Here is a 13622-nt window from a genome sequence, read left to right as displayed (position 1 = left end):
GAGCAGCAGTTGACCTTTATAGAAAGAGTGCGTATAAATCGCACTCTTTCTTTTTTACTCATCATTAGCTAGGTAGTGTTATGCGAGAACTAAACCAACCAGCCTCCGACAATTATAATCAACGATTCGGTGGTACGCGACGTCTGTATGGGCAAAGTGAAGTTGAAATACTTCGTGCCGCGCATGTGTGTGTAGTGGGTATTGGTGGTGTTGGCTCGTGGGCAGTAGAAGCACTGGCGCGTACTGGAGTTGGTGAATTAACCCTCATCGATATGGACGACGTGTGTGTGACGAACATTAACCGTCAAATTCATGCGATGACAGGCACGGTTGGTCAGAGTAAAATTGAAGTGATGGCTGAGCGTGTAAAGCTGATAAATCCAGAGTGTAAGATCAATCTTATCGATGATTTTATCGAGCCAGAAAATATCGCGGAATACATCAGCAAAGAGTTTGATTATGTTCTCGATGCGATTGATAGCATGAAGCCTAAAGCAGCGTTGCTGGCGTATTGTCGCAGCAATAAGATTAAGGTGATTACGACGGGTGGCGCTGGCGGTCAGGTTGATCCGACCCAAATCCAAATCGCCGATCTAACTAAAACGATTCAAGATCCCTTGGCGAAGAAGCTCAAAGATACATTGCGCCGTCATCATAATTTCCCCAAAAACCCAGCTAGGAAGTTCGGTATAGACTGTGTGTTTTCGACTGAACAATTGAAATACCCGCAAGCTGATGGCTCGGTTTGTGGGGTTAAGTCAACAGCGGAAGGTCCAAAGCGAATGGACTGCGCCAGCGGATTTGGTGCGGCAACCGTGGTGACAGCAAGCTTTGGTTTTGTGGCAGTGTCTAGAATTGTCGACAGATTGATTCAGAAATATAGAGGATAAAGAGGCCGTCATGACAGATAACCAACCTTTTGGTACGGAAATTACCGCAAGCGATATTGTGAGTACGATGACTGGTCTTCATGGTTGGGAAGCGCGCTATCGCCAAGTGGTTAAGTGGGGGAAATTACTCCCTGTGTTGGATGCAGAAGCAAAGAAAGATCAGGTCTTGGTCTCGGGCTGTGAAAGTTCGGTCTGGCTACACATGACTGAAGAGGCGGGAGTTTGGCACATTGATGCAGATTCCGACGCGCGAATCGTTCGTGGTTTAATCGCCATTGTTTTGGCGGCTTACCATAATAAAACGGCTCAGCAAATTTTGGCTTTTGATATTGATGGTTACTTTGACCAGCTAAACTTAGTCAATCATCTTAGCCCTTCTCGCGGCAATGGTTTGAAAGCCATCGTAGAGACGGTTAAAGCGACAGTAATTCAGTAAATAAGCAAATAAGCAAATAAGCAAATTATTGGAAGTAAGGTGTGACACCGACTTCCAGTAAGATCTCGTATTCAATAAAAACGCCATTCAAACTTTCGTTGAATGGCGTTTTTTTATCTTGTCGATCTCTCTTGCCTATTTAACTGCAATATCATCAAAGGATATCGACGCTTTTCTCAAGTGCCTCGATGAAACGATCGACCTCTTGTAGTGTGTTGTAAATAGCAAAGGAAGCTCTCACCGTGCCTTTGACACCAAGTGCGTCCATCAGTGGGTGCGCGCAGTGGTGCCCTGAGCGAACGGCAATGTGTTGCTGATCTAGCAAGGTGGCGATGTCTTGGTGATGAACGCCTTGCATGATGAAGGTAATCACGCTGGAACCGGGTTGATAACCGATCACCGTAATATCATCCATCGCGCTAAGTGCATCGAATGCTCTTTGTTGAAGTGCGGCGACATGCTGCTCTAGTTCAGATAAATCATACTGCTCTCGCCATTGAATCGCGCAGGCTAGGGCTAATGCGCCAGCGACATTCGGGGTGCCCGCTTCAAATTTTCCCGGTAGCGCCGAGAAGGTGGTTTGCGTAAAACTAACGTGTTCGACCATCTTCCCACCGCCATGCCATGGTGGCATGGATTCAAGCAGGGCTTGTTTGCCATACAGCACACCAATTCCTGCAGGTGCATACAGCTTATGACCCGAAAAAACATAGAAATCGACATCGAGTGCTTGGACGTCAGTATGCTCATGTACAATGCCTTGTGCGCCATCAATGACGACGACAGCGCGACTCTTTTCACGCGTTGTAGCAATGATCGCCTCAATAGGTAGGCGACTGCCGGTGACATTGGTGACTTGAGCAATGGCAACAATCTTGGTGCGTTCGTTGATTAAACCTGCGGCTTGTTTAGCATCAATTTGACAGTCCGGTGTCATCGGAATTTTGACGATTGATGCCCCTGTTTGTTCGGCCACAATCTGCCAAGGTACGATGTTGGCATGATGTTCCATTTCAGAGATTAGAATCTCATCTCCGGGCTGAAGGCGACTGCGTGCATAGGTCTGAGCAATGAGGTTAAGTGCTTCCGTTGCGCCCCTCGTCCAAATGATCTCTTTGCTTGAGGAAGCATTGATAAAGCGTGCAACGGTGTCGCGAGCACCTTCAAAACGGCTTGTTGCTTGAGCGGTGAGTGAGTGGCTACCTCGATGCACGTTAGCATTTTGATTTTTGTAGTAGTCAGTTAGACAATCGATGACGACTTGCGGCTTTTGAGTGGTCGCGGCGCTATCGAGGTAGACAATATCTTGAGATAAGGCCGGAAATTGTTCACGGATAGCTTGGAGAGCGGTCATGTTCTTTTCCCCATTTCGTGATAGTGCAAGGTTGGATTCGTGACCATAGGCTCCGCCACTTGCCAGGCTTTTTCTTTACCACATAGGGCAATAATGAGTTCGATCGAAAACTCAAGTGCGGTACCGGGTCCTTGACTCGTCATCAGGTTGTGATTGACATCTAACGTGACGCGTTTAGGCCGCCAGCACGCATCAGCGATATGTGATTGAAAGCTAGGGTGGCATGTCATGAGCGCATCCGGGTATAGGTCGTGGTGAACGAGCACCAAGGCGGGTGCGGCGCAGATCGCACCGAGTAATTTGCCTTCATATTTATGCTGGCGCACCATTTCAACCAATACCACACTGTCTCTGAATACCTCAGCACCGCCAACGCCGCCCGGTAGAGCGATGACGTCAAATTCATCATCAGCCACGTCGACTAATTTGCAGTCGGCGGTTAACGTAATGCCTCGTGAGCCTTTCATTGTTAAGCTACCATCGAAAGCGGCGCTTGCCGTTGTAACTTGAAAGCCGGCTCTGATCATGGTGTCTATGATGGTGATGGCTTCCATTTCTTCAGTGCCAGGCGCAATCGGCACCAATATTCGTTTAGTCATGTTTGCTCCAACTGGCTTCAATGCATTTTATTTGTTTAAAAAGGGCATTATTTTCCGGAATATCAAGTTGATATCTTTCCGCAATGCTAACGACATAACCAGTAATGAACTCAATTTCACTGGTGCGTTGCTGGCTGATATCTTGTTGCATGGACGAGTAGTTCTTAGCCGTCTTAGTGATGACGTTGAAGACCGTTTCTTTGAGAGAAGCCTTATCTAAAGTCACGTCCACCTTTTCTGCACAAGACTGCGCTTCATCGATTATTTGTTCAATCTGATGTCGGTAGCGCGGTTCGGACAGTTGCCCATTGCTGCAATTCTCCAGTGCGGTTAGCGGGTTTATTGCGCAATTTATGATCAGTTTAGTCCACAGTGCATGTTGGATGGATGTGTGCCATTTTACTGGCGAGAGAGCATGGTGAAGTACGTCAGATAAAAACTGGCATTGTTGCCCTTTGTCATTCCAAGCTCCGATGTGGGTTTCCCCTAGACCAGTGTGGTTGACATGCAAAGCGTTGACTCTGAGTGCACCGTGTGTACTAGTACCGAGGAGTACCGGGAAGTTCGCCAGTGCGTTGGCCAGTTTGTCGACACTGCCCATACCATTGTGCAAAAACAAAATCATGGTGTCGGGGTGTAACAGCGGAAGTAACGGTGATAACGCTGCTTCAACTTGCCAGGCTTTCAGTGTCACGATTAACAGGTCGGTGCGTTTGAGTACAACGAGATTTTGATTCGCAAAAGGCAGTGGTGGCAAGTGGTCCAATTGGATGTCGACGGTACTATTGGGGCTTCTTCCCCAAATAGACACATCGTGTCCGGCTTGCTTTAATTTGTACGCATACAAAGAGCCGATGGCACCGGGGCCAAGTATAGTTATGTTCACAGCAGGCATTGAGTTACGAGTAATAGGCGAAGAATAGCAAAATTATCACTAATACTCGAAAGTAACAGGCATAAAAAATGGCGCGAATGCGCCATTTTTTCGAACTTCTTCTATTGAATAGGAATTAGAAGTTGTATTGCATACGGTAGATGATTGCATCACCGTAGTGCTGTTGGTTGCCTGAAGAGCCCCAAACACCGAGTTTATTTTGGAAGTAACGGTACTGGATCGCAGCGGTAACGTTTTCAGTTGCGTGCCAGTTGAATAGTAGTGCGCCGTTCAAGCCAGTTTTTCCGCCTTGGTTATGAGCGTACTCATCGTTGCGATCAAATTCGATTTCGTTCCAGTTTACGAACGAGAAGTTTTGGCCAAAAGCGTTAAAGCCGTAACGTGCTGTCCAACCAGCCATGTAGCCGTTGTTACCATTTACGTTCTCATACCCATCTTGAGCAGAGTACGAATCCCATGATGTGATGTCATGAACACCCACCCATGGTTTGAAAAACCAGTTATCGCCTTGAAGTGCTGTATAGCCAACACCTAGCACGCGGTTAGTTTCGCTTTGTCCTGGGTTATCGTGGTGATAGAACTGACCGTACAAAGATACGCCAGAGTCGCCTAGGTAAACGTGCGCAGAACCTTTCATTGAGTTCTTTTGCTCTGATGAGTTCTTCTCAACACTTTCACGATCGTAGAAACCGTAAATCTCACCCCAAGTAAATCCAGCACCACCTTCAAGACCTAGAACAAACTGGTTACGTTGGTCGCCAACATTGTCATTGACTGGGCTAAAACCGTGATCCCAGCTTTGGTGATCAAGATAAACACCACCGAAACCGTATAGATATTCTGCTGAAGCTGGAACTGAAGCCGCTGCTGCAACAACGCCAAGAGCTAAAAGTGATTTACGCATAATGAGAACTACTCTTTTTAAAGTTGTACTGAAAATTGGTCGCTTTCCGTGCGAACTCATCCGATGGGGACGCATGATAGCGATTTGTGTCTCAAAGTAAATGTGCAACATCGCAAACGGTTGCTAAATATTGAGACTGCCATCACACTTATTAAAGGTTAAAGGGAACTTTTATGAATCGCATACAAATCAACCAATGTTGGGCATCGTTTTATTAACAAGCTTGCTAGGTTTGCTAACAAACTTTTATGCGATGATCGAATTTCCTGATTGCTGCGTAAAAACGTTGTGCATATCGATAAGGAGCTTGAATGTCTCAAATAATGTTATTTCCTCTGGGGTCCATTGTGTTACCCGAAGGGAAAATGAAATTACGAATCTTCGAACCTCGCTACAAGCGAATGGTGACTCAGTGTTTAAAAGAGAGCGCTGGTTTTGGCATGTGTTTAATTGACGAGAGCGCAGGTAGTGCACCAAGCAATGTGACGCAGATAGGGACATTCGTTAGTATCGTTGACTTTGAAGTTTTGGAAGGCGGCCTGTTGGGGATAACCGTGTCGGGTATCAAGCGTTTTTTAATCAATAACGTGGTTAGCGAGCACGATGGTTTGAGAGTCGCTGATGTCGATTGGTTACCGTCATGGCAACCTCTAACCTTAAGTAAACATCAAGCGTTTATAGGGGAACGATTACAAGAAGTCTACAACGCGTTTCCTACCCTAGAGTCGCTGTATTTACATTGTTTCTATGACGACGCGACTTGGGTTAGTCAAAGGTGGTTAGAAGTATTGCCAGTATCCTGCCACGAATTTGAACAATTAGTGGCGCAGCCCAACTGCGAAGCAATGCTGAGCTACATAGAAAAAGCGATAACGAAGCACGGATTACTTGAACCCAAGCCCAATGGCTAAAACTTCAAAAGACTCGTTGAGTGATGACAATCGAAAAATCGTGTTAATTTTGATCCATTTTCTAAACCGTGCGTACACTGTACTAATGACGTAATGCAGCTAACTTAGGATTTTGTGTATGATTGCAGACGAATCAGAAACACTTAGCAAGCAAGAATGGAACGAATGTATGGCTAAGGTTAAGTCGCGAGATAAACACGCCTACGCCGTCCTGTTTCACTATTACTCACCAAGGTTGAAGCAGTTTGCTTTCAGGTATATCAGCAATGAGCAGGTCGCTATCGAAATCGTCCAGGAAGCGATGGCGGCGGTATGGCAGAAAGCGCACTTGTTTGACGATCAAAAAAGCGCGGTATCGACGTGGATTTATACGATAACTCGAAACCTGTGCTTTGACATGCTGCGCAAGCAAAAAGGCAAAGAAATGCATGTTAGGGCTGATGATATCTGGCCTACAGATTATTGTCCGCCTGATTTTGTCGATCATTACTCACCCGAGACAGACAGGCTGAAGGAACAGATTATTCAATTCCTTGATAATTTGCCAAAGCCACAAAGGGACGTGGTCAGGGCTGTGTACTTGCAAGATCTACCTCACCAAGAAGTGGCAGACATGTACGACATCCCCCTTGGCACAGTGAAGTCTCGTTTACGACTCGCAGTGGAAAAATTACGACTCTCCTTGGAGGAGCATTAATATGGCTTACCATCCAGATGACACCTTACTTACACTCTATGCCAGTGGAGAGATAGACACGGCAAGAGGCGTTGCTATCGCTTCTCACCTTGAGTCTTGTAGTCGTTGTCGCGACAGAGTCGGAGAGCTTGAACAGCTTGAAGCAGACTCTCTTCAACAGATGAAACTTGAAGTGACTGAATCTAATGACATTTCCGAGCAAGAAATGCAGCGTGTATTTGACAATATGTTAGACGATATTATGTCGTTGGACATGGACTTTTCTGCGCCTCGTTCCAGACAGGAAGCAAAAATCACGGTTAATGGTAAAGAAATTTTGGTGCCAGCACCTTTAAAACCTATCGTTGAAAGAATGGGGGAGTGGCGTAGCTACGGTGGGAAAGTGTTTACTTCAAATATTGATTTGGGCGAAGAATATCGGGTGAGCTTGTTGTATATCACTGAAGGCGTGCAAGTTCCCCAGCACACTCACAAAGGTCTAGAGTCGACGTTAGTGCTTCACGGTGCTTTTAGCGACGAATCGGGTTGCTACAACAAAGGCGATTATCTTGAAGAAAACGAGGAGACCAAACACGCCCCCAAAACGATGGAAGGACAGGACTGCCTGTGCCTATCTATTCTGACTCAACCGTTGGTATTCACTCAGGGTGTGGCGAGGATATTCAACCGCTTTGGCAAGGGTATGTACCCTTAGACCGTGATGTGTAGCGCCAGTAAATGGTTAACTACTCGCTTGAAAACTAGACTAGGTAAATAACAATCCCCCGATGTGTTAAGCATAGGGGGGGTTGTTTTATCTCATTCTATATATTGTTTTTTAACATTATATAGAGGTAAAAAATCACTTCGTTGCACGGTCTCTTTCTCGAGCTTTATTCAGTAAGTCATTGAAATAATGCCTTAAAGAATAGAGCATGATTAAGCTCGGTATGACCATAAGTGAGGTGATAATAAAGAACAGGCTCCAATCATTGAGCATATCGACCAGTTCGCCACTGAACGAAGCCAGTGTCGTTCGCCCAAAATTCCCTAGAGAGGCGAGAAGGGCATATTGAGTCGCAGAGAAAGCTTGCCCAGTCAAAATAGTTAAGAACGAGACAAACGCGACGGTGGAGAATGCGGTCGTAAAGTTATCAACGATGATCGTCGCTAAGAAGAGGTGCTCGTTCGGTCCTACTTGAGCGATCCAAGCAAACATAAGATTACTGGCGCTCATGGCTATTCCGCCAATCATTAGCCCTTTGACGATTCCAAATCGTACGTTGAACATGCTGCCTAATAGCGTGAAAGCAATGGTTGCTCCCCAGCCAATGAGCTTGGAGTAATAACCTATTTGTTCGTTACTAAAGCCAATTTCCTTGTAAAACGGGATGGACATTCTGCCCAAAAAGGCTTCGCCAATTTTGAATAGAAATACAAATAGTAACAAGGTTGCCGCTACTCTCACGCCATTGCTGCGGAAGAAATCAAGAAAGGGCTCGATGACGGTCACGCTGAGCCAAGCAAGGATTTTGTTGTCGACCACCTTCTGATGGCGTTGCTCAGCTTGAGCTTGCAATGCATCTCGATCGGTTTTTGGCTCACCTACCAGTAAGGTAAACATCATGAGGACGCCGACAATAATAGCCATGCCATAATACACGCCATTCCAGCCCATACTATCGGCATTGACGAAAGCCAGATAACCTGGGAGAGAGTACCCCGTCCACCAACCAATGACGGCCATCGCAGAGGCTTGAGGCAGTTTATTGGATTGAGATTTTGGGAACGTATCTATTCTAAAGGCGTCGACGGCAATGTCTTGAGTGGACGAAGCGATGGCAATACCTAACGCCAATAGCGACGTGAGCATTAGGTTTTCTGCTGGATTCACACCCGCAATCAATAACGTACAGATCAACATTAATGACTGGCACAAAAAGATCCAACTGCGTCGTTGTCCAAGTGTACGGTATAATAGAGGGAGTCGAACACGGTCAACCAGAGGCGCCCATAAAAAGTTAATGGCATAGACAGCAAAGACTGAGCCAAAGTAACCTATTGCCGTACGAGTCAATCCGGCATCCTTCAGCCACCCCGACATATTGGAACCGATGAGTACCCATGGAAAGCCACTTGAACAGCCGAGCATAAACACCCAAAGTAGACGTTTATCCCAATAGCTTCTAATTGTATCTTGCCATGTCATTTTCTGATCCACAGAGGTGCTCCTCACCTAAAAGAAAAAGAGAGAGCGAACTCTCTCTGTTGTTTGGTTTATGGTAGGCGTTCCATTTTGGTAATGACAATAGGGTCCATCGGTACATCACGCATGCCACGCACCGTACGAGTTGGCTTCTCAGACATTTTCTTCACTACATCGAATCCTTCGGTGACCTTACCAAATACCGCATAACCAGGGTTTGACACGCTGTAATTGAGAAAGTCATTATCGGCGTAGTTGATAAAAAACTGACGCGTTGCGGAGTCTGGATCTTGAGTTCGAGCCATGGCAATGGTTGCTATATCATTATCAAGCCCGTTGGCTGCTTCATTCTGAATAGCGTTATTGGCTGGTAGTCGATTAAATTTCTCGTCAAAACCACCGCCTTGAGCCATGAATCCCGGGATAACACGATGGAATTGACTATTTACGTAACTTCCATCGTCAACATAACGTAGGAAGTTAGCGACACTTACCGGCGCTTTTTCTTCATTTAGCTCAACCGTAAAAGAGCCAATATTGGTCTCAACCTGCACGGTTGGTCCCGCAAAAACAGTGGCAGAGACTAAAGCCAGTGTCGCAATTAGAGTTTTCATCATTAGAAACGTTCCTTCATGTAATCAACCAGTTCAGCGTCGTTTGAGATCTCTTTCAGTACAAGGTTAACCGTGTCATTGAGTACGGTTTCAATATCATCGTTCGATGCGCTCATCAGCCCAGAACGTGTGGCTTTGCCCGTATAGGTTTTGACGAGTTTACCCTTGCTGTTTTCAACCGTGACTTCCACAACAACGTTGGCTGCCATGTCATTTTCCATTACGGTATGTTTGACGGAGACGAGGGCTTCCTGAATTTCGACTTTGACGGTGTTTGGGCTATTAACCGTGACTTGATAGCCTTGAGAAGAGAATTGCTGCACTAGTGCGTTCTCAATGCCAATACGAACATTCTGGCGTGTGTGAATAGGCGTGATATTGGCGCGGCCATTATCCATTAAAGCGACGTATTGCGCGGTACGTACATCTTGGCTGGACAGTGACATGGTTTTGCCTTCGACAATTTTTGCAGCGCTAGTGGCGGCTTGTGGGGCAAAATTAATTTGTTCTTGTTTTGGGCTTGCACAACCAGCTAATAAGACGATAGTTGCGGCTACAACGAGCTTTTTCATTACTAATTCCTTTTTACACCCATCAATGTGATGAGTCAGCGTTTGTCAGCGTAATACTGGGTGTACGCGCTGACGAAATTCTATCTGATAACGTATAGTGTCGTTAGCGTATTTACTAACTATGACGATAACTTTACTTAGTCGCCTGTAAAATAACAAATTTAGCGTTAGTGGCGATAAGTTTTACTTGCCGCTTACCAAACAATTTCTCTAGCTTTTTATCGTAGCCTAGGTGACGGTTTCCGATAACTAATAACTCGCCACCAGTCCGAAGAACATGCTTTGCGTCACAGAACATTTGCCATGCGATATGATCCGTGATGGCTTGCTGTTGGTGAAACGGAGGATTACAGACCACGAGATCTTGAGTTTGTGCGCTGAAACCGTCTAAGCAATTGTTGGCAACGAATTGTGCTTTCTCTGTTGATAAGCGATTAAGTGACATATTGTTTTTTGCTGACTCAACCGCCATGAAGCTCTCGTCAACAGAGGTAATGCTGGCTTCTGGATTGAGTTGTTTAAGCTTGACCGATAAGACGCCATTACCACAGCCTAAATCGATAATATCCTGATATTTAGCGTCGCTTGGAAGGTGTGATAGAAAAAAACGAGCGCCAAGATCGAGACTTTCCCCGGAATAAACGTTGGGCAAGTTTGATAGCGTAATCGCCTCTTCTTCAACCTGCCATGTAGTGTATGGCTCGACATGAGGAGGGTGTGCTTGGTCACCTTTACTAAAAACTAAACGGTGCTTCTTCCATGCTAAAGAGGTGGTTGTGCTACCGAGGTGTTTTTCAAATAATTTCAGCGTTGAACTGTGGATTTCCTTGGCCTTGTTTACCGCAATGACCTGACAGGTATCACCATACAAAGCGTGAATCTGATTGAGCTGCCAAGTAAGGTAACGGTTATTACGCGGTATTTGCATGATGACCAAGCTGACGCTCTTCGGCCAGCTATCAACGGAGGAAATAACATTCACAGAAGCACAGCGATTATGAGCGAGGTTGGCATGTATACCTTGCTGGGAAATAAAAGAGTCACTAACGGTCGTTACGACATGTTGGGCTGAAAGCCAGCAGCTCAACGCGCCGAAATTGTCATTAAGCACTAAAATATGTTGGTCATTATTGAAGTTTTGTTCTTCAATATGAGTGATTAAATATTCATCGCCAGCGTCCCACGCCTGGAGCTTATCGTGACTAAGCTTTGGATAACGATACAGTTCAAGTGTGCGGTCGAGCAAAGAAAGTTCAGTTTTCATAATGATGAGATTTAGTGATTATCGCTGCATTTTGACAAAAACTCGCGCCAATAGCCAAAGAGAATGCGGTTTAGAGGAAGATTATTGATTAAGTAAAGTATATACTTTACCGACAATGTCATAATAATAACCCTGCTTAAGGAAGCCTGATGATTCAACAAACCATCGAGCAGAAACTTCATTTAGCGTTTGAACCTACCTTTCTAGATGTGCTCAATGAAAGTTATATGCATAACGTCCCTCCGGGTTCAGAGAGCCATTTTAAGGTTGTTGTCGTTAGTGATGCATTTTTGGGAGATCGATTGATCGCTCGTCATCGTAAAATAAATACAGTCCTAGCCGAAGAGCTAGCCGGTATCATTCATGCCCTTGCCATTCACACCTATACCCCACAAGAGTGGAATGACAAAAACCAGCAATCGCCAAGTAGCCCAGACTGCGCTGGTGGTGGCAAATAGTGACTCATTGCGGCAGAACAACCTGTCGTTATCAGCGGTGAATAACATCTTTTTTAGGCAGTATAAGGTCTGTTAATGAAAGCCAGCGTTTAGTTCTGAAATCTAGCCCTTAATGGGTATTTTTTTAACAGTGTTTCAACATGTTTTTGAATGATGTTGGTTTAAGTGTAATTGTTTCATTTTGTGAATATATTAAATGTTTAATTTTAATAGACTTAATAACGCTTTGTGCGATGGTTCAAAATTATCAATATTGATAAGCGTTGCAATAGCAAAACTTTCGAAATAATAAGGCTATTGCAGGGATTCATCATGGCATCCACTTTGCAAAAGATGTTAAACTATCGCACCAGACAAATCTCGCAGTGATTTCACGGTGAGATTGTTAATGTGATGTTGCTGTCTTGGTGTTTAAAACACCGGGGCGAGACACCTCAATGTCGTGTCTAAATGTTACGCAATAAAAAGAATCTTTTTCCCGATAAAAGTAGTGCAAGTGCGTATGATTACAATAAAAAAGGGTTTGGACCTTCCTATCGCAGGAACTCCATCCCAGGTGATTAATGATGGTAAGTCCATCACTAAAGTCGCCTTGCTTGGCGAAGAGTACGTGGGTATGCGTCCAACAATGCATGCTCGCGTAGGCGATGAAGTAAAGAAAGGTCAGGTTATTTTTGAAGACAAAAAGAACCCTGGCGTGATGTTTACTTCACCAGCAAGCGGTAAAGTTATCGAAGTTAACCGTGGTGAAAAGCGCGTACTTCAATCTGTTGTGATTGAAGTAAGTGGCAACGACCAAGTGACGTTCGATAGTTACACAGCAGACCAATTAGCAGGGCTTGATCGCGCGACGATCACGAACCAGCTTGTTGCTTCTGGTATGTGGACAGCTTTACGTACTCGACCGTTCAGCAAGGTTCCCGCGATTGATTCAACAACTCAGGCGATTTTCGTCACTGCAATGGATACCAACCCGTTAGCAGCTGAGCCTGAATTGATCATCAATGAACAGAAAGAGGCATTCGTTGCAGGCCTTGACCTTCTCTCTAAATTGACAGATGGCAAGGTATACGTGTGCAAAAAAGGCACCAGCCTTCCTCGTTCAACTCAGTCTAATGTAGAAGAGCACGTTTTCGACGGACTGCATCCAGCAGGTCTCGTAGGTACTCACATGCATCACCTTTTCCCTGTTAATGCGGAAACGGTAGCATGGAGCATTAATTATCAAGACGTGATTGCGTTTGGTAAGTTGTTCACTACAGGTGAAATTTACACTGACCGTGTTATCTCTCTTGCCGGTCCTGTGGTAAATAACCCTCGTTTAATTCGTACTCAGCTAGGTGCTAGCCTAGAAGATGTCACAGACAACGAATTGATGCCAGGTGAAGTTCGAGTGATCTCTGGTTCTGTACTGTCCGGTACACATGCTATAGGTGCTCATGCTTATCTTGGGCGTTATCACCAACAAGTTTCCGTTTTGCGCGAAGGCCGTGAGAAGGAATTGTTTGGTTGGGCTGTGCCGGGTAAAAACAAATTCTCTATCACTCGTTCATTCTTAAGTCATGTGTTTAAAGGTCAGTTGTTCAACATGACAACGACAACGAATGGTAGTGACCGTGCAATGGTACCTATCGGCAACTACGAAAAAGTGTTGCCTTTAGATATGGAACCAACGCTGCTTCTTCGCGATTTATGTGCTGGCGATATCGACAGTGCACAACGCCTTGGTGCTCTAGAGCTAGATGAAGAAGATTTGGCGCTATGTACCTTTGTTTGTCCAGGTAAGTACGAATATGGTCAACTCCTACGTGAGTGCCTAGACAAAATTGAGAAGGAAGGGTAA

Annotated in this window: 15 protein-coding genes; 7 read left to right on the top strand and 8 right to left on the bottom strand. The window is 45.2% G+C overall.

All coding sequences use genetic code 11. The features are described from left to right. Positions 1-80: 80 nt before the first annotated feature. On the top strand, positions 81-890 hold the full coding sequence (gene tcdA / locus M9196_RS00370) for a tRNA cyclic N6-threonylcarbamoyladenosine(37) synthase TcdA (protein ID WP_250615549.1): 810 nt from the start codon (positions 81-83) through the stop codon (positions 888-890). 10 nt (positions 891-900) lie between these two features. Further along, positions 901-1326, top strand: coding sequence for a SufE family protein (locus M9196_RS00365; RefSeq protein WP_250615548.1), 426 nt, complete (start codon positions 901-903; stop codon positions 1324-1326). 154 nt (positions 1327-1480) lie between these two features. Here the strand turns inward: M9196_RS00365 and csdA are convergent, their stop codons facing one another. The 4 genes from csdA to M9196_RS00345 all read right to left on the bottom strand — a co-directional run bounded on the left by csdA (position 1481) and on the right by M9196_RS00345 (position 5078). Then, positions 1481-2680: a cysteine desulfurase CsdA gene (csdA, locus tag M9196_RS00360; protein WP_250615547.1), complete on the bottom strand. Its 1200-nt coding sequence runs from the start codon at positions 2678-2680 to the stop codon at positions 1481-1483. Further along, positions 2677-3279 carry a DJ-1 family glyoxalase III gene (locus tag M9196_RS00355; RefSeq protein ID WP_250615546.1) on the bottom strand — a complete coding sequence of 201 codons (603 nt, stop codon included), beginning with the start codon at positions 3277-3279 and terminating at the stop codon, positions 2677-2679. The genes csdA and M9196_RS00355 overlap by 4 nt, the downstream gene beginning before the upstream one ends. Then, positions 3272-4165: a 2-dehydropantoate 2-reductase gene (gene panE / locus M9196_RS00350; RefSeq protein ID WP_250615545.1), complete on the bottom strand. Its 894-nt coding sequence runs from the start codon at positions 4163-4165 to the stop codon at positions 3272-3274. The genes M9196_RS00355 and panE overlap by 8 nt, the downstream gene beginning before the upstream one ends. 124 nt (positions 4166-4289) lie before the next feature. Next, entirely contained in the window at positions 4290-5078 is a 789-nt protein-coding gene (locus M9196_RS00345; protein WP_250615544.1) for an outer membrane protein OmpK, read from the bottom strand. A gap of 311 nt (positions 5079-5389) precedes the next feature. On the opposite strand from M9196_RS00345, the gene M9196_RS00340 reads away from it, so the two are divergent. The 3 genes from M9196_RS00340 to M9196_RS00330 all read left to right on the top strand — a co-directional run bounded on the left by M9196_RS00340 (position 5390) and on the right by M9196_RS00330 (position 7380). Then, positions 5390-5989 (top strand): LON peptidase substrate-binding domain-containing protein, encoded by a 600-nt coding sequence (locus tag M9196_RS00340; protein ID WP_250615543.1) that lies wholly within the window; start codon positions 5390-5392, stop codon positions 5987-5989. A gap of 118 nt (positions 5990-6107) precedes the next feature. Further along, on the top strand, positions 6108-6686 hold the full coding sequence (locus M9196_RS00335; RefSeq protein WP_250615542.1) for a sigma-70 family RNA polymerase sigma factor: 579 nt from the start codon (positions 6108-6110) through the stop codon (positions 6684-6686). Between the two features lies 1 nt (position 6687). Next, positions 6688-7380: a ChrR family anti-sigma-E factor gene (locus M9196_RS00330; RefSeq protein WP_250615541.1), complete on the top strand. Its 693-nt coding sequence runs from the start codon at positions 6688-6690 to the stop codon at positions 7378-7380. Positions 7381-7527: 147 nt separating this feature from the next. Here the strand turns inward: M9196_RS00330 and M9196_RS00325 are convergent, their stop codons facing one another. From M9196_RS00325 to M9196_RS00310, 4 genes are all read right to left on the bottom strand, one after another. Next, positions 7528-8874, bottom strand: coding sequence for an AmpG family muropeptide MFS transporter (locus tag M9196_RS00325; protein WP_250615917.1), 1347 nt, complete (start codon positions 8872-8874; stop codon positions 7528-7530). A gap of 68 nt (positions 8875-8942) precedes the next feature. Then, a complete protein-coding gene (locus M9196_RS00320) occupies positions 8943-9488 on the bottom strand; it encodes a peptidylprolyl isomerase (RefSeq protein ID WP_250615540.1) in 546 nt (181 codons plus the stop codon). Then, positions 9488-10057: a YajG family lipoprotein gene (locus tag M9196_RS00315; RefSeq protein WP_250615539.1), complete on the bottom strand. Its 570-nt coding sequence runs from the start codon at positions 10055-10057 to the stop codon at positions 9488-9490. Before M9196_RS00315 ends, M9196_RS00320 begins: the two co-directional genes overlap by 1 nt. A 133-nt stretch (positions 10058-10190) precedes the next feature. After that, positions 10191-11321, bottom strand: coding sequence for a methyltransferase (locus M9196_RS00310; RefSeq protein ID WP_250615538.1), 1131 nt, complete (start codon positions 11319-11321; stop codon positions 10191-10193). 149 nt (positions 11322-11470) lie between these two features. Here M9196_RS00310 and bolA point away from each other — a divergent pair, with 149 nt between their 5' ends. Both bolA and M9196_RS00300 read left to right on the top strand, forming a co-directional pair. After that, the gene (bolA, locus tag M9196_RS00305) at positions 11471-11779 is read left to right on the top strand and encodes a transcriptional regulator BolA (protein WP_250615537.1); all 309 of its coding nucleotides are present in this window, start codon (positions 11471-11473) and stop codon (positions 11777-11779) included. Between the two features lie 502 nt (positions 11780-12281). After that, complete coding sequence (locus tag M9196_RS00300) at positions 12282-13622, top strand: Na(+)-translocating NADH-quinone reductase subunit A (RefSeq protein ID WP_250615536.1); 1341 nt, start codon at positions 12282-12284, stop codon at positions 13620-13622.

The sequence above is a fragment of the Vibrio methylphosphonaticus genome (assembly GCF_023634655.1).
In the GTDB taxonomy this organism is placed as follows: domain Bacteria; phylum Pseudomonadota; class Gammaproteobacteria; order Enterobacterales; family Vibrionaceae; genus Vibrio; species Vibrio methylphosphonaticus.
This window is presented reverse-complemented; position numbering and strand designations above follow the sequence as displayed.

Coding starts and splice junctions, on each gene's coding strand:
- tcdA (WP_250615549.1), top strand. CDS start 81: ATGCGAGAACTAAACCAACCAGCCTCCGACAATTATAATCAACGATTC.
- M9196_RS00365 (WP_250615548.1), top strand. CDS start 901: ATGACAGATAACCAACCTTTTGGTACGGAAATTACCGCAAGCGATATT.
- csdA (WP_250615547.1), bottom strand. CDS start 2,680: ATGACCGCTCTCCAAGCTATCCGTGAACAATTTCCGGCCTTATCTCAA.
- M9196_RS00355 (WP_250615546.1), bottom strand. CDS start 3,279: ATGACTAAACGAATATTGGTGCCGATTGCGCCTGGCACTGAAGAAATG.
- M9196_RS00345 (WP_250615544.1), bottom strand. CDS start 5,078: ATGCGTAAATCACTTTTAGCTCTTGGCGTTGTTGCAGCAGCGGCTTCA.
- M9196_RS00340 (WP_250615543.1), top strand. CDS start 5,390: ATGTCTCAAATAATGTTATTTCCTCTGGGGTCCATTGTGTTACCCGAA.
- M9196_RS00335 (WP_250615542.1), top strand. CDS start 6,108: ATGATTGCAGACGAATCAGAAACACTTAGCAAGCAAGAATGGAACGAA.
- M9196_RS00330 (WP_250615541.1), top strand. CDS start 6,688: ATGGCTTACCATCCAGATGACACCTTACTTACACTCTATGCCAGTGGA.
- M9196_RS00325 (WP_250615917.1), bottom strand. CDS start 8,874: ATGACATGGCAAGATACAATTAGAAGCTATTGGGATAAACGTCTACTT.
- M9196_RS00320 (WP_250615540.1), bottom strand. CDS start 9,488: ATGATGAAAACTCTAATTGCGACACTGGCTTTAGTCTCTGCCACTGTT.
- M9196_RS00315 (WP_250615539.1), bottom strand. CDS start 10,057: ATGAAAAAGCTCGTTGTAGCCGCAACTATCGTCTTATTAGCTGGTTGT.
- M9196_RS00310 (WP_250615538.1), bottom strand. CDS start 11,321: ATGAAAACTGAACTTTCTTTGCTCGACCGCACACTTGAACTGTATCGT.
- bolA (WP_250615537.1), top strand. CDS start 11,471: ATGATTCAACAAACCATCGAGCAGAAACTTCATTTAGCGTTTGAACCT.
- M9196_RS00300 (WP_250615536.1), top strand. CDS start 12,282: ATGATTACAATAAAAAAGGGTTTGGACCTTCCTATCGCAGGAACTCCA.